At 35.6% G+C, this 18,225-nt stretch carries 13 protein-coding genes; 7 read left to right on the top strand and 6 right to left on the bottom strand.

Annotated elements, in window-relative coordinates:
• Positions 1-652 precede the first annotated feature (652 nt).
• The 4 genes from WKF66_RS16280 to WKF66_RS16265 are packed head-to-tail and all read right to left on the bottom strand — an operon-like array spanning position 653 to position 6,827.
• Complete coding sequence (locus tag WKF66_RS16280; RefSeq protein ID WP_489675535.1) at positions 653-3,793, bottom strand: AAA family ATPase; 3,141 nt, start codon at positions 3,791-3,793, stop codon at positions 653-655.
• Positions 3,780-4,331 (bottom strand): ABC-three component system middle component 1, encoded by a 552-nt coding sequence (locus WKF66_RS16275; RefSeq protein ID WP_489675534.1) that lies wholly within the window; start codon positions 4,329-4,331, stop codon positions 3,780-3,782. Before WKF66_RS16275 ends, WKF66_RS16280 begins: the two co-directional genes overlap by 14 nt.
• A complete protein-coding gene (locus WKF66_RS16270) occupies positions 4,312-5,610 on the bottom strand; it encodes an ABC-three component system protein (protein WP_489675533.1) in 1,299 nt (432 codons plus the stop codon). Before WKF66_RS16270 ends, WKF66_RS16275 begins: the two co-directional genes overlap by 20 nt.
• Positions 5,607-6,827, bottom strand: a complete 1,221-nt coding sequence (locus WKF66_RS16265) for an MBL fold metallo-hydrolase (RefSeq protein ID WP_489675532.1) — start codon at positions 6,825-6,827, stop codon at positions 5,607-5,609. The genes WKF66_RS16270 and WKF66_RS16265 overlap by 4 nt, the downstream gene beginning before the upstream one ends.
• 241 nt (positions 6,828-7,068) lie before the next feature.
• Here WKF66_RS16265 and WKF66_RS16260 point away from each other — a divergent pair, with 241 nt between their 5' ends.
• The 4 genes from WKF66_RS16260 (at position 7,069) to WKF66_RS16245 (ending at position 13,205) form a co-directional block, all read left to right on the top strand.
• The gene (locus tag WKF66_RS16260; protein WP_489675531.1) at positions 7,069-10,962 is read left to right on the top strand and encodes a restriction endonuclease; all 3,894 of its coding nucleotides are present in this window, start codon (positions 7,069-7,071) and stop codon (positions 10,960-10,962) included.
• Positions 10,958-12,019 carry a type ISP restriction/modification enzyme gene (locus WKF66_RS16255; RefSeq protein WP_489675565.1) on the top strand — a complete coding sequence of 354 codons (1,062 nt, stop codon included), beginning with the start codon at positions 10,958-10,960 and terminating at the stop codon, positions 12,017-12,019. The genes WKF66_RS16260 and WKF66_RS16255 overlap by 5 nt, the downstream gene beginning before the upstream one ends.
• 616 nt (positions 12,020-12,635) lie before the next feature.
• Positions 12,636-12,911, top strand: coding sequence for a helix-turn-helix domain-containing protein (locus WKF66_RS16250; RefSeq protein ID WP_489675530.1), 276 nt, complete (start codon positions 12,636-12,638; stop codon positions 12,909-12,911).
• A 9-nt stretch (positions 12,912-12,920) separates the two neighbouring features.
• Positions 12,921-13,205 (top strand): helix-turn-helix domain-containing protein, encoded by a 285-nt coding sequence (locus tag WKF66_RS16245; protein WP_489675529.1) that lies wholly within the window; start codon positions 12,921-12,923, stop codon positions 13,203-13,205.
• Positions 13,206-13,423: 218 nt separating this feature from the next.
• On the opposite strand, the gene WKF66_RS16240 is transcribed toward WKF66_RS16245, so the two are convergent.
• Together WKF66_RS16240 and WKF66_RS16235 are read right to left on the bottom strand one after the other, a co-directional pair.
• The gene (locus WKF66_RS16240) at positions 13,424-13,681 is read right to left on the bottom strand and encodes a hypothetical protein (RefSeq protein ID WP_489675528.1); all 258 of its coding nucleotides are present in this window, start codon (positions 13,679-13,681) and stop codon (positions 13,424-13,426) included.
• Positions 13,579-13,890: a hypothetical protein gene (locus WKF66_RS16235; protein ID WP_489675566.1), complete on the bottom strand. Its 312-nt coding sequence runs from the start codon at positions 13,888-13,890 to the stop codon at positions 13,579-13,581. Before WKF66_RS16235 ends, WKF66_RS16240 begins: the two co-directional genes overlap by 103 nt.
• Before the next feature lie 163 nt (positions 13,891-14,053).
• Between WKF66_RS16235 and WKF66_RS16230 the strand changes: the two genes are divergently transcribed.
• The 3 genes from WKF66_RS16230 (at position 14,054) to WKF66_RS16220 (ending at position 18,223) form a co-directional block, all read left to right on the top strand.
• Positions 14,054-14,854: a hypothetical protein gene (locus WKF66_RS16230; RefSeq protein ID WP_489675527.1), complete on the top strand. Its 801-nt coding sequence runs from the start codon at positions 14,054-14,056 to the stop codon at positions 14,852-14,854.
• 103 nt (positions 14,855-14,957) lie between these two features.
• On the top strand, positions 14,958-16,871 hold the full coding sequence (locus WKF66_RS16225) for an ATP-binding protein (protein ID WP_489675526.1): 1,914 nt from the start codon (positions 14,958-14,960) through the stop codon (positions 16,869-16,871).
• Positions 16,872-17,329: 458 nt separating this feature from the next.
• Entirely contained in the window at positions 17,330-18,223 is an 894-nt protein-coding gene (locus WKF66_RS16220) for a hypothetical protein (RefSeq protein ID WP_489675525.1), read from the top strand.
• Positions 18,224-18,225: the final 2 nt, after the last annotated feature.

The following is an 18,225-nucleotide window of genomic DNA, read 5'->3' as shown; positions in this document are numbered from 1 at the left end:
CTATGGAAATAGATAAAACTAGATCGTCATAACGGATTTTAATTTTTGCGGTTTCAGAAATAGTTCGGGAATTGCTTCCGTACGTCAGAAAGACACATTTTCCCACAACAAAGGGCGGTTAAGCTAGAAGACTTAGAATCTTTGACTCCTATATTCAACACCATCTGAAGGTCATTTCGAATTGTCTTAAATTTTTAATAAGTATCAACTCATCACCCTCAACCATAGTTTGAGATATATCGGTAAAAAATATTGGGATTCAAAGATGATGTTCAGTTATCCTTAATTGATAGCAGAAAATGTATAGTTTGATAGTTCAAGGAGATTCAATCATTTTTTTAATGATTGAATCAGTTGGCCTGTTAATACTTTGATTCGAGCCCAGTTTTGGGTCGAAATACTATAGTCATGCCGGATTTAGGGTTGCTCCCGAGACTGTGTACTTTTCTAGAAATTTGCTTGAAGATTTGACCAGAATTTCAAAGATTGATGAAGATCCTTTGGATTAATTTATGATTTCATCCAAATCATTGCATTTTTAATAAAGATAATTGTGAGCATAAATCTCAAAGGTTTTACCATCAGTCTGTTCAAAGCCTTTGGGGCCTGTGGTTATTCCGCTGCACAGTACGCCACGATTCCGCCACAAAGCCTAATTTATCTCCTCAGCGTTCTTTAACTTTCCGAATGCAACCAGTTCGATATACCTTGCTTTAAAATAGTCTTCGGACAGTTTATTCTGTAGTAATTTAAAAAACTTCTCGTCATGTGTCGAAATAACCACTTGTTTATCTTGATCCAAAATAAGTGTTCTAAGTAAGTCTATAAAGGATAACACATTTATATCACTCAAATTCTGAACAGGATCATCCATAAATATTGTATTGATTTTATCGCTGCCTAATTCGAATGCTTTTGCTAAAAAAATACTCAGTGAAAGAACATTAACTTGTCCAGTACTTAAATACAATGTGGGATTCAATTCATCAATTTCATTTTTTGCTCTTATTAATAGTTTTGGCGCTTTATCATCGTCAGTTATTTCTGACCTAATATCTATTTCTTTAAGATTTGGATGGGGTTCTATTTTCCCGTATATCTTATTGATGACATGCTTGTTGAAATAAGTATCGATACCACCATTAATATAATTTCCACAGGCAGATTTTGCTTTATCAATTTTTTGTTTTACACGTCCTAATTGAACCAGCTTATCTTTTTGCTCGATCAATTGATTGCTCAATTTATTTTTCTCCACGTTTTCTTTTATAACTTCCAAGTCAATGTTAAAGCCCTCAAGAGAAGTTTTTAAAGCAGTGAGGCCGTTTAGTTTTACAGTTGAATTCAACTGACGAACTTCTAAAGTCTCATTTTTATAGTCATTTTGATTTAAGACAATCTGATACTCTGTTTCAAACTTCTTTACTGCCGCATCGTGTGTTTCTAGATCAGTCTTCAATTTTGAGACAGCTAACTTGAGCTCAACTTCATCAATAAGCCCATTTTCGCTTGGAACTTTTGACTTTAATTCTGTGATGAGGCTCATTATTTCAGTTTTACTATTATTAGCTAATTCATTGGCCATAATTAAAGAATCAATGCCCTGAGTAAAATATTCAAAACTAACAGAATCTGCCCTTAACTGATACTTGATTAACAGTCCTTCTATTAATCTATAAGTTTCCCTTCCTGTGATGAGTTGAATCTTATTTTGATTGGTTTCGTGATTATATCTACCAATGAGTAATTGGCTTTCAGATTCACGAATGTTTTGCTCCTTCCAGTCAATAACCGTACTCAATCTTGCGATATTTGAGTTAAAATTTGCAATTTTATTCGTGCTCAATTCTCGCACATCCTCAAAATTAACAGCACCATCTAAGCTGGGGTATTGTTCAATAAAAACTTCAAAAATATCCTCAACATTTTTTTCAGCGTATTCAATTTTATTGGATATATCAGCTCTTCTATTATATAACAAGTCCTTATTAAGTTGGCATTCTATGATCTCTGACGATAGTAAAGCAAGCTGAACAGATATAATTTCTGCCATTTGTGCTTCTAACCTGGTACAATCCTCCTTGAGATATGTAGTTATCAGTAATTTTTCGTCAATCGCATTGTCAGAATCTGAAATCTTTATGACGTCAGCCTTTTCCGCCTGAATGCTTCTTAAAAGTAAATCAACTTCATTAAAATCAGTATTACACATCGGACATTCCGTAAGAGAATGTTCCTTAACATGAGTAATACCCCATTGAATAATTCTATTCAGCCCTTCGCTAAAGGTTTCCTTTTGCTTACGATCAACTCTTAAGGTGGTGACCTGACTTTCAAAATATTTTATATTTTCGTTGGTTTGATTCAACTCATTTAATAAATTGTCGAACTCAGTTCCAAGTTTGTCCCGTTCGTAAAAATCGGATATAGAATGAAGTTCAGATCTTTGAAACAGCAACAGTTCTATTTTTGATTCGACTTCTGCGATAATAAGATCAATAAACTCTAATACAGTGCTACCATCCCTTGTATCTTGTTGGAATTTAGAAACCTGACCTTTATTAAAATCGATTAAACTGTTTAATTTAGTCTCTTTTGCAAGGGCTTCTTCTAATGAAGTCTTCGAATATTTTAAATTGCTTAGAGACTCTTCAAAAAGATTTTTCCTGCTAATCAGATTTTGATTATTTTGAAGAGCAAAGGTAATTTCGGCCTTTAAGTATGCAATCTCATAAATTTCATCCAAAAAATCTGACCATCCATTTAATAGTGTCTCCGCATCTTTTATCTTAATATCATTACTGACAATTGCCTGATCTATATTACTAACTGACGTTTGATGAATTTTAATTTTCGCAAAGTCTTCTTCGATTTCTGCTATTCGGTTAAGTTCATTTCTATTTTCCGTGGCAAGCCGAACACTAACAACATATTCACTGTAAATCTTCGCCAGATCGGAAAGTTTTACCGAATATGACTGTTGCTCTTCTATTACATTTGCAACCAATCTTTTATAGGTTTCATTGATATCTATAATGCTTGAATATACATCTTCGTTGATATCAGTGTTTATTTTAGGATAATGTAGGTCGTAAAACTCTGATTCGTTAAGCAGGTCAATTGTCGCATTTATCTTTAAGTAATTATGTTCAGAGTTAAGAAGTTTAGCAACTGAACCCTCAACTTGATCGATATCTTTTGCTGTCGCTGATATTGAATTACTCACAATCCTTTGATACTGGGTAAGCGTTTTAAAGACACTTGCAGCGTCAGCACCCTGAGGCCAAAACTCTTTTAGTGCATCAAATTTTTGCTCAGGAGACATAAATCTTAAAAAAGAATCAATTTGATCCTGTGTTAGGACATTAGTCTCCGATAACATAAATAGTTCTTCTTCCGTAAAATCACCCGACAAAACACCTTGACGGTAATCAAATTTAACTTCCTCATTTTGGACTTTGCGAGGCGAAACAACTCTTTCAATGAATTTTTCATCATCCGTGGAAATTTTAATTTTGCCAGGTGTCGTAGCATTTCGATTGGAGAGTACTATAAGGTTATTGTTCGAATAATCTTTACTTTCAATTTCACTTTTCAACACTCCAGCCTGAAATCTCTTTATCTGATTTGAAAAAGTCCATTCTACGGCATCAAAAAAAGAGGTCTTCCCAAAACCATTTGGTCCATAGATGACGACAAGATTTGCCAATCCAAGTTTGCCTTCGAAAGAGAATGTACTTTGGCCCAAATATGCCCTAAAATCAGTAATTATAATTTCCTTAATTTTCGGCATGTCCAAATTTATTTAAAAGTGATGTGAGAATATCTTCATTTGAATGACCAGCATTTGAGCTTATCAAATCAACAACATCTTTATGTTCTTTACTTAAACAGTCAATAATCCCTTCCTGTTCAATCTGCCTTTTTACTATCTCAAAAGTAAATAGCTCGTCTATTATGCAAGTTTTAATTCTTTCTTCATCAATTTCTCCATTTAAAAATTCAACTACAATCTTCCTAGTAGAAAACTTGTCTTGTTCAATCTGTTGCTTTAGTTCATCTGTCAATTTTTCCTTTACAAAAAGGAATTCATAAATATTCCATCTTTCAATATCCAGTTTTAGGGCTTGGCTCTGAAAATAAACCGCGATATAATCTCTAACATCTTCGTAGTTAGAAGCAAGTTCATTAGCATTTTGATATACAGAGGAAAATATATGGATGCTAAATTCTTGTTCCTTTTTTTCCCAACATAAGATATTAATGTTGCTTAAAGCGCCTTCATCAATAAGGAACTCCTTTTTAGTCAATTCAGCTTTCTTGGATTGCATCTCTAAATAATTTTTCTAAGTTTTCGGTTGCTAAGGTAATTGAAACACATTTTTTTACTTCATTATTTAAGTGTTGTAAACTTAAAATACCGAAATCAACAGTACCCCTTATTCTAAATCCAGAATCGTTTGGGCTACTGATATTTTGAATAATGTTTTTCTTAAAATTTGCCGTTAAAGGAATGCCTCCAAAATTTGCCTTTTTTGAATTAAAGATATGGCAGGTGTTGTTTTCAATCTCCGTATTATGCTCTTTATGTATGTATTGCTTTGCGACTTCAAGATAGGTTTCTGAATCTGTCCATAAGAACCTAAGTTTTAGTTTTACGGCTTTTGTACCCCCAACGTTGATCCTCAACATTTTAAACATACTTGTGGACGATAGCGTGATTGTTATTTCATTTGCATTGCTATGTTCACCCTTAAGTAAGGATACATGTGAAAGAAATTCAAGCCAACCTATCCAAATTGCATTGCTTTGTTCTTTATTCCTTTTTAACTCCGCAATTAATTCTTTAGATGTTTGGGCACGGTTTGGAAAAAAAACGCTTCCAAGTAACGAATTTATTATAACATTAGGTGAACTGGTTGAGCTGACTTCGGCTGCAAACTTATTGCACATCAGTTTTGGGTCCGATTCAAAACCGTCAAATACAAAAGGTAAATATTCCGAAAAACTGCAGAGTTCGTCTGGTTTGATGTTAATAAAATGGTTTTTTAGGAATGCAGAAGCCTTTTTAATACTAACTGAATTCAGATAATTTGGAGCCTGATAACGTAAAATGGAAATCACATTATTGTTTTGATCGACCAATGGAGAACCCGAAAAACCATCATAATGGGCCGTTAACGCATTTACACTTGATACACTAGTTATTGAGTCATGTATTGTTAACGAGCTATCAACAATAAAATCTCTTATAGTACCACTTAATGGTTCACCTACAAGTCTACCATTCTGCGTAGTTGGATATCCAAATGAAATCCAAGAAACATCGGGAACGATTTCAGATTCACACAACTGTAAAAAGCACTCCGATTTATATCCGTTAACTATGTTTAGAATTGCAATATCACAATCAATATCCTGTTTAATCAGTTCAACTGCAATAGGGTTGGACAAATAATCAAATAGCTCAATTGGATTCTGGTCATCTACATTTACCACCACATGATAGCAAGTTAAAATTGTTTTAGGCGAAATGAAAAATCCACTGCCTTTAACCCCATCACATTCAATTCTACAAGTAGAAGCTTTCAAAAATTCTTCTGGTGTCATACTGAAAAATGTAAATCGTAACAAACAGTGAATTTGAATTCTTTTTGCAATCCTTCCTCCTTGAGAAACTTTAAATGATCAAGGTCGTGATTGAAATAAAGTGTTCTTAACTTCATTCCTTTAGGTAAAGGTCTGTTAATGATGTGTATAACTGTTTCCACATCAGGATGTACATGTTTAGCATGTTTGCCATTTGTTGAAAATAAAAATTTTTCGCTATCAACCATCTGGAATAAATCTGGCTTGTTATTTTTGAAACTTCCATGATGAGCCACCTTAACTGCGTCAAATAGAATGGGATATTGAGTACTATTTTTATACCTGAGTGTAAGTTGTTCTATAATATCTTCCGAATGGGCATCGGCAAGAAAAAGTAATTGTTTTTCTGGAGTCCGAATAATAAAAGCTATAGAGCTTCCGTTACCAGGAGCTTTGTCCTTTTCATAGACATAATTAGTGGTTAAGTCTATTATCTTTTGTTTGGTAATGTTTTGTACAGTTCCAGAAATTGATTTTTCTTCAACTTCTTGTTGCTCCAGCCAGCGGTTATATAATTCAAAAGCGTCATCCAAAACCGAATCGTCCTTAACACCGATATTCATCTTCTGTAATTCCTGAACAAATTTCTTTTCAAGCGCAGCAAGATTTTTAAGATTTGGGGAAAGCAAATGAAGATAAACATTTTCTGATATGACCACGTCAGGATTGAATTCGATGCAGGCTGACCTCTTTTGAAAATCAGTGTTCCAGTTATAACCCATTTTTAGTATTTCCTGGCCAAGAAGCATCGCTTGCTTTGCACCAATTGCCTTATCTGGAATATTCTTAGAAACTTTGCTTCCAAAATCCGAGATAAAAGCAGACAAAATCTTAAATTCAGTAGTGGTTAATTCAATTTCCAATCGCTTCGAAAACTGCAAATGCCTGAAGGTATTTAACCAGATTTGATCAATTGGTATAATCGTTGTATGTGTTGATTCACCGTTTGCCTTGATAAAGTTAGAAGCGGATGCAATATGGTCTGAATCATAATGCGTAATTATAAATCTGTCAATTTTTCCACCCGTTTCTCCAATTTCAGTTAAAGCAGGAATTGCATTGTTCATAAATTCGAAGCCACAATCTATCAAGATCCTAACAGGTTTATCCGTGTTAGGAAAAATCTCTATTAAATATGTATCCCCAAACCCAGCTTTAAAATTTGTAATTGAGATCATTGGGCGAACGTTTTGACTTACCTGTTAATATTTGATTACCGCAAATTACTTAAATTATCCAACATCTTTTTTAACATAGAATTTTGCACATTTTTATATTAACTGTTGGGCATATTGCTAAAACTTAATGATAATTTTTTATAAGTTGCAATTAGAGTAAGTTATCTAATTCTTGACACACTAAGCCTTCTTAATTGCCTAATATATTTATATTGCGTGCACAACCAAAAATTCTCACTCAATGTCAAATTCTTTTCGCCTCATTTTAGATAAGTACCGCAAAATATCATTTTCTCAAAAAGACAAAGGAGAAAGATTTGAGCGCTTAATGAAGGCATATCTTCTTACAGACCCAAAATATAGCAACAAATTTAAAAAAATATGGCTTTGGGAAGAATTTCCTGGAAGAAAAGATTTAGGTGGAAATGATACTGGAATTGATTTAGTGGCATTAAATAATGAAGGTGATTATTGGGCTATACAATGTAAATGCTATCAAGAAAGTTCTATAATTGATAAGCCATCTGTAGATAGTTTTCTATCTACGTCAAGCAGGCATTTCAAAGGAGAAGATTTGAAAACGTATTCCTTTACTCATAGACTTTGGATTTCTACTACAAACAAGTGGGGAGTAAATGCGCAGGATGCAATTAAAAATCAAAATCCCCCTGTTTCTCGAATTAACCTTTTTAATCTTATTGAAGCCCCTTTAGATTGGGGGAAATTGGATGATGGTATTACTGGTGAAGTTGCAAGAACTCATAAAAAAACTTTAAGAACACATCAGACAGAAGCACTTACAAAGACTAATGAACACTTTAAAACTAATGATAGAGGTAAACTCATTATGGCATGTGGTACAGGCAAAACATTTAACTCACTTCGTATCGCAGAAAATGAAACAAAAGGCAAAGGTTTAATATTATTTTTAGTTCCCTCGATTGCATTATTGGGACAAACTTTGAATGAGTGGTACGCTGATGCGTTAGAACCAATCAACGCAATTTGCATTTGTAGCGACCCTGAAATTACTAAAAACAGAAAGCAATTAGAGGATATAGATACCTCTTCGGTAGTTGATTTAGCATTTCCGGCATCGACAAATGTCGAAAGCATTTTACATCAATTTAAGGGTTTAGAAACTAAATCAAACGATGGTTTAACTGTTGTTTTTTCAACTTACCAATCAATTGAGGTTATTGCAAAGGCACAAAAAGCATTAGAAAAAGAAAACCCAAAATATTCTCAGTTTGATTTAATCATCTGTGATGAAGCCCATCGTACAACTGGTGTCTCTTTAGCTGGCGATGAAAGCTCGTTTACTAAAGTTCATAATAATGATTTCATAAAGGCTAAGAAACGCCTTTATATGACAGCGACGCCACGTCTGTATAATGATGACACAAAGAGCAAGGCTGCACAAGCAGAAGCTTATTTGTGTTCGATGGATGATGTAAATTTATATGGTGAAGAAATGTATAGGATAGGTTTTGGAGAAGCTGTAGAGAAAGATTTGTTAACCGATTACAAAGTTCTCATTCTTACGCTTAATGAAAATGATGTACCACCCGCAGTCCAGAAAATGATAATGGACAAGGAGAGTGAAATCAATACAGATGATGCCTCAAAATTGATCGGCTGTATTAATGCATTATCAAAACAAATCTTGGGCGACTTAGGCATTATAAAAGATACTGACCCAGAGCCAATGCGAAGAGCTGTGGCTTTTTGTCAAAGCATTAAGGCATCTCAAAAAATCACAAATACATTCAATGTTGGTTCTGAAGGATATATATCCGAACTTCCTGTTGAAAAACGAGATACAATGCAAATGGTGGCATCAAAACACATTGATGGTACGATGAATGCAACTGACAGAAACGAATTACTGTCTTGGCTAAAAGATGAACCTAATGAACGAGAGTGTAGGGTTTTAACAAATGTTAGATGTTTGAGTGAAGGAGTAGATGTACCATCTTTAGATGCTGTTTTATTCCTATCAGCTCGTAACTCACAAGTTGACGTGGTTCAATCAGTTGGTAGAGTAATGCGTAAATCCCCAGGAAAAAAATATGGTTATATTATCATCCCTATCGTTGTACCATCTGATGTTGATGGTGATAAAGCTTTGGATGACAACGAAAGATATAAAGTAGTTTGGACAGTGTTGAATGCACTTAGGGCGCATGATGACAGATTCAATGCTACAGTGAATAAGATAGAGTTAAACAGAAATAGACCAGAACAAATTCTAGTTGGTAGACCAGAAATTTCATTTGATAAGGATGGAAATCCGATTTACCAGACAGACAATGATAATGGTGCATCATCTAAAAATATAACCGACCAGATCTCTCTTCAATTTGAACAATTACAGAATGTCGTTTTTGCTAAAATGGTTCAAAAAGTTGGCGAAAGAGGATATTGGGAACAATGGGCAAAATCTGTTGCTGATATTGCAACAAGGCAAATTTTAAGGATAACAAAATTAATTGCTGAAGATGCAAAACACCAAAAAGCTTTTGATGAATTTTTAAAAGGGTTACATAAGAACATCAATCCTTCTATTACACAAAATGAAGCCATTGAAATGCTTTCTCAGCACATCATTACGAAACCAGTATTTGATGCCCTTTTTGAGAATTATTCTTTTGTTAAGAATAACCCTATGAGCCAGTCAATGCAAAAGATGCTTGATTTATTGGAGGATGGTAGTTTTGAGAAGGAAACAGAAACTCTACAAAAATTCTATGAAAGTGTTAAAAGAAAAGCATCTGGAATTGATAATGCAGAAGGCAAGCAAAGAATCATTGTTGACTTATATGATAAATTCTTTAAAACCGCTTTCCCTAAAATGGTTGAGAAATTGGGTATTGTTTATACACCCATCGAAGTTGTAGATTTTATTATCCATTCAGTAAACGACATCTTAATTAAAGAGTTTGGAAGAACTATATCTGACGAAAATGTACACATATTAGACCCATTTACCGGTACAGGTACATTTATTACTCGTTTATTACAAAGTGGTTTAATAAATAAGGAAGATTTATTACGTAAATACACAGATGAAATTCATTGTAATGAAATAGTATTATTAGCCTATTATATTGCTGCGGTTAATATAGAAAATGCCTATCATGATTTAATAGGCAAAGATGCAGCTTACGAGACATTTGAAGGAATTTGTTTAACTGACACATTCCAATTAGCCGAAAGTAAGGATGCAGAGAAACTATTTTCTGAGATGTTCCCTCAGAACAGTAAAAGAGTGCAGCGCCAGCAAAAATCACCATTACGTATTATAATGGGTAACCCTCCATACTCAATTGGACAAAAATCAGCTAATGATAATGCTCAAAATCAATCATATCCTACATTAGATAGTCGAATTTTAAATACGTATGCTAAAGGTAGTAGGGCTACATCAATAAAATCTCTATACGACCCATATATAAAATCGTTTAGATGGAGTACCGATAGGCTAGATAAAACAGGAGGAATAATTTGCTTTGTTTCAAATGGTGCATGGCTAGAAACAAATGGAATGGATGGCTTCCGTAAATCTTTAGAAAAAGAATTTACAGCCATTTATGTTTTTAATTTAAGAGGCAACCAACGCACCAGTGGCGAACTGAGCCGCAAAGAAGGTGGAAAAATTTTTGGTAGCGGTTCCCGTACCCCAATAGCCATTACATTATTGGTTAAAAATCCTGATGTAAAAACAGAAAAAGCAACAATACTTTACCACGACATCGGCGATTATTTAGACACGAAAGAAAAGCTTAAAATAGTTAGCAAGTTTAAAACTTTCGGAAATGACAAATTGCCATTAAAAGTATTAGAGCCTAATGAGTATGGAGATTGGTTAAGCATACGCAATAACACTTTTGAAAATTACCACCCCTTAGAACCCAGAAAGAAATTTGATTTACTAACGAAATCTATATTTATAGTTAACTCACTGGGTATTAATTCTAATCGAGATTCATGGGTTTATAATTCGTCAAGAAAAGTTGTCTTAGATTCGACGAAAAATATGATTGAATTCTATAATACCCAAGTTACAGATTTCATTGAAGCAAAATCAAAATTTAGCGATTTGAAGGTCGAAAACTTCATAGAAACAGATTAAGAAGATTAGTTGGTCAAGTAGCTTATTGCCAAACTTAGAAAGATTTAATTATGCTTTGTTTGAACCTTTAAAAACTACAATATCTCTATATCGTCCATATTATAAACAAATCTTGTATTTTGGAGATAAAATGTTACATAGAAGAGGTCAATTCAAAGAACTATTTCCTAGTAATTCATGTAAAAATTTCACCATAAGCATTACTGGATTAGGTTCTAGTAAAGAGTTTTCTTGTATTATATCAGATGTTATGCCTGACCTGCAAGTTCAGATGAATAATCAATGTTTCCCACTTTATTATTATGAAGAAAACACGAGCAAACAAAAGGGGTTATTTGATGATAGTAACCATGAAGATTACATTCGCAGAGATGCAATAAGTGATTTTATCTTAGAAAGAAGCAAAAAACAATATGGTAAAAATGTAGTTAAAGAAGATATTTTTTATTACGTATATGGTTTATTACATAGTAAGGAATACAAAGAGACATTTGCCAATGATTTAAAGAAAATGCTACCACGTTTACCTCTCGCAGAAGACGTAAGAGACTTTTGGAAGTTTAGTAAAGCAGGTAGAACGTTAGCAGATTTGCATTTGAACTATGAAACAGTTGCGTCTTTAGCAGATGTTAAAGTTATTGGAGATGATGGTACATCTTATACAGTTGAGAAGCTTCGATTTCCAAAGAAAGACCAGAAAGACACCATAATTTATAATAGTAGAATTATGATTACCAATATACCATCACAAGCTTATAAGTATGTGATAAATGGTAAGAGTGCAATAGAATGGATAATGGAACGCTACCAAGTTACCACTCATAAAGAAAGTGGTATTGTAAATAATCCTAATGATTGGGCAGAGGAAGTTGGCAATCCACGATATATTTTAGATTTATTGTTGAGCATAATTAACGTTAGTGTCCAAACTGTTGAAATTGTAAACAATTTACCTAAATTAAATTATGATGCTGACACAAATGATGTTAGCCCTGTAAAACTATACCCACACCCAACTGAAGATGAGAGCTTTAGTATTGCATCAGAACCAGAGTAAAGGTAGGCCTTATTGAAGTAACCAAGAGTGTTGTGGAGTGATTAAAAATATGTTCATCTGAAAGTTGTGTTTTTACCCTAAAATTTATTTAGGTGATGTCTGTTAAAGCAATTATAACACTTCACTAGCAAATATGCCATCTTATTGCCCGCGAGGGCCGCCCAATGTTTTTTACAACATCAGTTGGCTCGTACCAATTTATGAATTACAATTAATTCAATGCATTCACGCCAAATTTTGAAAATTCCTTACATAATCAAAGGTAGCTTGCGCCTTCCCCAATGCGCTACCCGTCATAACTGACTTGAATTTTGTCTCGGTGTCCTTATAACTTTTCATCTATAAATAATTTGTGCTGACTAGTCAATGGATATTCCGGAGCATACTGACCCCACCATATCGTTTAAAAACTAGGCATTATACAGGGTGCTTTATTAAGCAAACTCTGACATTCCGGCGGATACTGACCCCCCTAATATTAAGAAACGGTGTGTACCGGAGCATGTTGACCCCTCTTGATTGAGCGGAATCGATGGTGTGCCGGAGCATGCTGACCCCCCTCTTTAATTTGGTTTTGGTTTATTAGGTGAATATTTCTTCACTAAACGGAATGCTGATGGCTGGAAAAGCAAAAGCAATGAGTCAGATCAAACAACTATTACGCTTACACAAGCAAGGCGATTCCATCAAAAGTATGGCCCGTACTTTGGGGATCAGCAGGAATACCGTTAAGTCTTATTTAATCAAACTTGCTACCGGTAAGTTGGTTATTGCAGAACTTTTAGCCCTTGAAGACCCTGTATTGGAAAGCCGGTTCCATGCGGGTAATCCGGCTTATAAAGATCCCCGGTTCGAACATTTGAGTGGTAATCTGGAAGACTTCCGGAAATAACAAAGTTGGGTGCATAGATTTGAGCAAGAGGGTGTTGAAGGCCTAAAAGATAGAAAGGGCCGTGGCAGACGTAGTGCACTATCGCATATGCAGTTAGACAGAGTTAAAGTACTGGTGCTAAAAGAAGCTCCGGCGAAATATGGCTTTCAATCAGAAAAATGGACCGGACCGCTACTGGCGCAATGGATCAAAACAGAATACGGCCTACAGTACCAAAAAGCACAGATAGACAGTCTTTTAGAGAAAGTGGGAATCGCCTTCGAAAAGAAAGCAGGCTTAATTGCAAAAGTGTAATTATTTAATAAACTTTTTCCAAAAGTGACGAAGAACCAGCATCTCCGGAATATCCAGTCAAAGTCAACGGTTTTAAATTTTGTTAATAAAGCACAGCCAAGAGTTGTAAAATTTCATCTTCGAGCTCTAAGCTCAACCCTGTGTGCTTAGCTGTGCAACACCTGTTTCATATGCGGGGTCTAACCCACCAGTAAGTCATTCGGCTTTCACTATCAGGATCAGACACTGACGCCCAATCCCTTTAATTCGTTTTGCAAATGTGCTATACGCTTTTGGTTACGTTTCTTCTCAAACTCCTCTACCGAATATTCCAGATACGACAGCCTGGCGGTCATGACTACATAGGCAGCGTTCAGGATCTTATGTCCTACTATCAATAGTGCCTTTTTACGTCCTTCGGATTCATAGAACCCATCCGCAAAAATGATACAGAAGTTCCGAGCATCCAATAGCTTCTTAAAGTTTGGCGTTTCCATAACATCCTCGCTTCGGATATTAAAAGAAGCAAAAGATTTATCAATCCCCAGAACATTCGCTGCACAACAGGCGGTTCTTCGGAAGTCACCAAATAGCCTATATCGGTCACTGCAATATTGGGATCGGCAACGTAAGGGCCATCAATGGTATAATTGCCCTGCTTAATCAGTTCCTTTTCTTCAGCGGCAAGGGTAAAACGTGCACACATACTTGTAGATAATAATAGAAATATACTTTTAACAAAACGAATAGTCTGTAATAGAATAATAATTGCCTAAAATTGTTTTGGGAGCTTGACACTATAAAAACTAATAGGTAGTGTAACCAGGCCTGAAGATAGGGATACATCATGAAACTAAATATGATTATAAATGATAAACGACATTAAGGCCACAAAGGCAGATTATGAAGATAGGATTATTGCGTTCATCGATATCTTAGGATTTAGGACTATGATCAATGCAACGATTAAAGAGGATGTGGTCCAGCAAGATAAACTAAAGGAATTGATTGATGGCCTATCACTCATGCAGGATGAATTCAATAAGGTCATCAAAGATTCAGAACTTCCCTATTCATTTATGATTACCTATTTTTCTGATTCTATAGTCCTGTCGGTCAAACGCGTGAATAGCCTTGGACTCTTGACGGTGTTTGAAATCCTGAAAAAGATCCAGATTAAATTAATTGAAAGGAAAATACTACTTAGAGGGGGCATCGTAATTGGAAAGTTAATTCATACCCCGGGATTGATATTGGGGCCAGCTATGAATGAGGCATATGACCTAGAAAGCAAATCTGCCTTATACCCAAGAATAACAATTGATCCCGAGGTGATGGAGCTTGCTGCACAAGAACATGAATTACAGGACGGCCTGTTTTCAATTAAGGAATATGATTTTCAAAAAACTTTCGAGGTAGATTTTGACAACACATACTATATAGACTATTTTAGTGATATAAAAGGCTATCTCGAGGACGGAGATGAAATAAAGTATTATCAAAATCTTCGAGCCCTCATCAGGTACGGCGTTGATCGAAAGGATATTGGCATACGGATGAAATACATGTGGATGCTACGCAAGTTCAACAATGCAAAACCAAGCCATATCAAGGACATGAAATATAAGGAACTTGATGACATAAATAATCAGATCCTGAATAAGTCCTGATAACGCATCGAATAAATTCGAACGTTATTAATGTAGAAAACTTGTGCCAAATTATTTGCATTTATCGACTACCTTTAATATATAAAATAACGCTACTAGGCCTATGACAAAAACAGATTTTATCCAAGGTTCATTATTTGAAGAGGATTTCCTTGTCCGTACGTTGGGCAACCTGGTGACCCAGCCTGAAGTAGCTTTAACGGAATTGGTTGCAAACGCCTGGGATGCAGGGGCTACTGAGGTAGATATATTCATACCCGAAGAAAGAGGCCAATTGCTGACAATCATAGACAACGGGGCCGGACTGACCAAGGACGAGTTCTATAACCGATGGATGAAGTTAAGCTACAATAGATTAAAGCACCAGGGAAAAATGGTAGAATTCCCAACTGGCGTTAACCTTAAAAGGTTTGCTTATGGAAGAAATGGCATTGGAAGGCATGGACTATTGTGTTTTAACAATGAGTACAAAGTCATCACAAATAAAAATGGAATTGAGTCCACTTTTATGCTGACAACTCAGAGTGAAGATCAACCATTCATCGCAAAATCTGAAAACCTTAAAAAATCTGTTAAGGCAGGTACAAGATTAGAGGTGGTTGTGCAAAAAAACCTACCTGTCATATCTACGATTTTGCAGGAAATTTCTGCTAGATTTCTACATGACCCTAAATTTATTGTTTCAATCAATAAACAGACAATTGACTTGGAAGACCATATGGGGCTGGTTGATACCGTACCTGTTACCGTTGACGAGGTAAATATGAAAGTCAACCTGATAGATTCTAAAAAATCGAGGAAATCAACTTTATACCAAGGCATTGCGTTCTGGCAGGGCGGCAGACTTGTCGGTGAGCCGTCCTGGATTTTAGGAAATACAATGGTGTTGGATGGACGGTCCAAGGAAGCCAAACGCTACAGTGTCGTGGTGGAAACGACAGACCTCGGAAATTATATCAAGGGTGATTGGACTGGTTTCAAAAGGGATGGAAAGCTGGATGCGATATTCCTTGCGATAACGGACGTTGTCCAGCAAATGTTCCTGAAAATTGCTGCCGAAAACATTGGCGAAACCACAAAGAACATAAAGGCTGCATTTAAGAAAGAGTATTACGAGCTGAGTCCGCTTGGGAAATACGAATTTAATGAGGCGATTGAACATATTTCAGCAAATAACCCTGGTGCCAAAGAAGAGGCCATAGCCTTGGCAATAGAGACCGTTATCAATCTGGAAAAAACCCGTAGCGGACATGAGTTGCTTGTTAAGCTTTCTCACCTTTCCGGAGAAGATATCATTGGCCTGAACAAGCTTTTGGAGAACTGGAGCATCAAAGATGCGTTAACTGTGCTTGACGAAATTGACAAGCGGATTTCAGTCATCGAAGCCATCCGTAAACTTTCGGGCGATCCCACCGTAAATGAGTTGCAGGTGCTACATCCATTGATTACAAGTGCAAGATGGATATTTGGCCCTGAATATGATTCTCCAGAATTCTCATCAAATTCGCAACTCCAGACCACCGTCCAAAAACTATTTGGGAAGAAGTTGGATAAATCAGTATTTCTGAACAATAAGAAAAGGCCTGATATTGTCGTAATGGGACAATCAACATTTTCCATCACGGGCACTACCGATTACGATCATCAAAATGGCCTGAGTTCCATCAAGAAAATACTCATCATCGAACTCAAGAGAGGAGGCTTCAAGATCGGCCGTGATGAAAGGAGCCAGGCCGTAAATTACGTGGAGGATTTTGTAGGTTGTGGAACGTTAATTGGCAGTCCTTACATAAATGCCTTCGTTGTTGGGGAGAGTTACAAAGAAAATGTTCAACCTATTCAGAACATCGTCAACGAAAATGGAGTAGAGATCGGAAAAGTTCAGATTTGCCTATTCTCACAAATTGTGGACTCATCGGAAAGAAGGTTATTTAATCTGAGGGAACGTCTAAAGGAGCGGTATGCCGATGTATCGGGCACGGACCTTTTCCTGCAACAACAAAAAATGGCGATTTAATATCTGTGATTAATGCTGGAAACGTTCGGCCGTCAATAACTCCTGCTGAACGCCCACTTCATTACGGCAATGTGCCTAATGCCCGTCCCAACTAGTTTAGATCACAGTTTTCCTCACCCGGAACAAACTGTTCGGCAATTTGCTCAATAATTTCCTTCATCATATAGCCCAGCTCGATATTGGAAGCTTCTCACAATGAGCTTTCCCCAAAGTTTGGAAAAGGGGGTAATCACAAATCTATACTGATAAATTCAGTAGTTTATTAACAGTATACTAACATTTTTAGTTTTTTGATTGTTAAGAAAAATTTTCGATATTACTTTTATATTAACGCTATGGCAACTTGTAAATGCTGCGCGATAAATTCCGCAAATAAGACAAATACGCATTATCTAACAGACGCAATTATTAGAACTTGTCTTAATGAGGACGGGCTAAACAAAAGGGAAAAGGGAGCGATGTTTGATGTATCCAGTAACAAAACCTCAATTGAATTTGCTTTCCAAAGGTCAACATCTCAAAACGCAATAAAAGACGGATTGGGTCATGAAGCCAATGAAGAAGAAATAGAGGCCGCAAAACAAAACGCATTTTCTGTTGATTACGTATTCTGTTCAAATTGTGAAGATAGATTTGGGGAGATTGAAAGAGATTTCATTGAACAAATTCTCCCAAGATTCAGGGGTAATGATATGACTGGAATAAGTGAACTTGACTTTGAAAACAATGTGATGATTAGAAAATTTTTTCTTTTGCAGATACTTCGGACATCGGTAGCAGACGAGAAATATAAAATTTCGCACGAATTGAAAAACAGATTAAGATTAATCATTTTGGATGAAAGAGTGGAAGAATCTGAAATCGTATCAGTTCCACTGAACATATCTTATCTCAACACCATCGGTGGAGATTTTGAATACACAAAGAATAATGTTGGAATTGCCTATCTCGGAAACAAGCAAATTATTATGTTTAACGACTTTATCATTCAGGTATTCGACAAGATATCCGATGTAGCATTTATCGATTTCTTTGGCGTGAACGAAAAGGCGACCATTGATTATTTTACTAATTTCAAGGAAGAAGTATTTAGGTTCAAGGTTTTCGACCCAATTAAAAGGAAAGAAATATTAGCAAATTATACTAGATTTAAGACGAGGCAGATGCTTGAATTCTATGTGAATGATTTCCAGAAGGAATTTCAAGCAAAAAGAGGTTTCCTCCCGACAAGACATGAACTTTCCATTTTTATACAAGAAATAATTTACGGAAATAGATATAACGATTTCCAACGCTACTCTAGCGAAAGATACAAAAGGCTTAAATATATTTATATTGGCAATCAACGTTAGAT

It is taken from the genome of Pedobacter sp. (assembly GCF_037719805.1).
In the GTDB taxonomy this organism is placed as follows: Bacteria; Bacteroidota; Bacteroidia; order Sphingobacteriales; family Sphingobacteriaceae; genus Pedobacter.
The sequence above is the reverse complement of the archived record's forward strand: the minus strand, read 5'-3'. Positions and strand labels throughout refer to the sequence as shown.

Bases quoted from the DNA above. Each gene is read 5' to 3' on its own strand.
- WKF66_RS16280 (WP_489675535.1), bottom strand. From the start codon at position 3,793: ATGCCGAAAATTAAGGAAATTATAATTACTGATTTTAGGGCATATTTG.
- WKF66_RS16275 (WP_489675534.1), bottom strand. From the start codon at position 4,331: ATGCAATCCAAGAAAGCTGAATTGACTAAAAAGGAGTTCCTTATTGAT.
- WKF66_RS16270 (WP_489675533.1), bottom strand. From the start codon at position 5,610: ATGACACCAGAAGAATTTTTGAAAGCTTCTACTTGTAGAATTGAATGT.
- WKF66_RS16265 (WP_489675532.1), bottom strand. From the start codon at position 6,827: ATGATCTCAATTACAAATTTTAAAGCTGGGTTTGGGGATACATATTTA.
- WKF66_RS16260 (WP_489675531.1), top strand. From the start codon at position 7,069: ATGTCAAATTCTTTTCGCCTCATTTTAGATAAGTACCGCAAAATATCA.
- WKF66_RS16250 (WP_489675530.1), top strand. From the start codon at position 12,636: ATGGCTGGAAAAGCAAAAGCAATGAGTCAGATCAAACAACTATTACGC.
- WKF66_RS16240 (WP_489675528.1), bottom strand. From the start codon at position 13,681: ATGGAAACGCCAAACTTTAAGAAGCTATTGGATGCTCGGAACTTCTGT.
- WKF66_RS16235 (WP_489675566.1), bottom strand. From the start codon at position 13,890: ATGTGTGCACGTTTTACCCTTGCCGCTGAAGAAAAGGAACTGATTAAG.
- WKF66_RS16230 (WP_489675527.1), top strand. From the start codon at position 14,054: ATGATAAACGACATTAAGGCCACAAAGGCAGATTATGAAGATAGGATT.
- WKF66_RS16225 (WP_489675526.1), top strand. From the start codon at position 14,958: ATGACAAAAACAGATTTTATCCAAGGTTCATTATTTGAAGAGGATTTC.
- WKF66_RS16220 (WP_489675525.1), top strand. From the start codon at position 17,330: ATGTTTGATGTATCCAGTAACAAAACCTCAATTGAATTTGCTTTCCAA.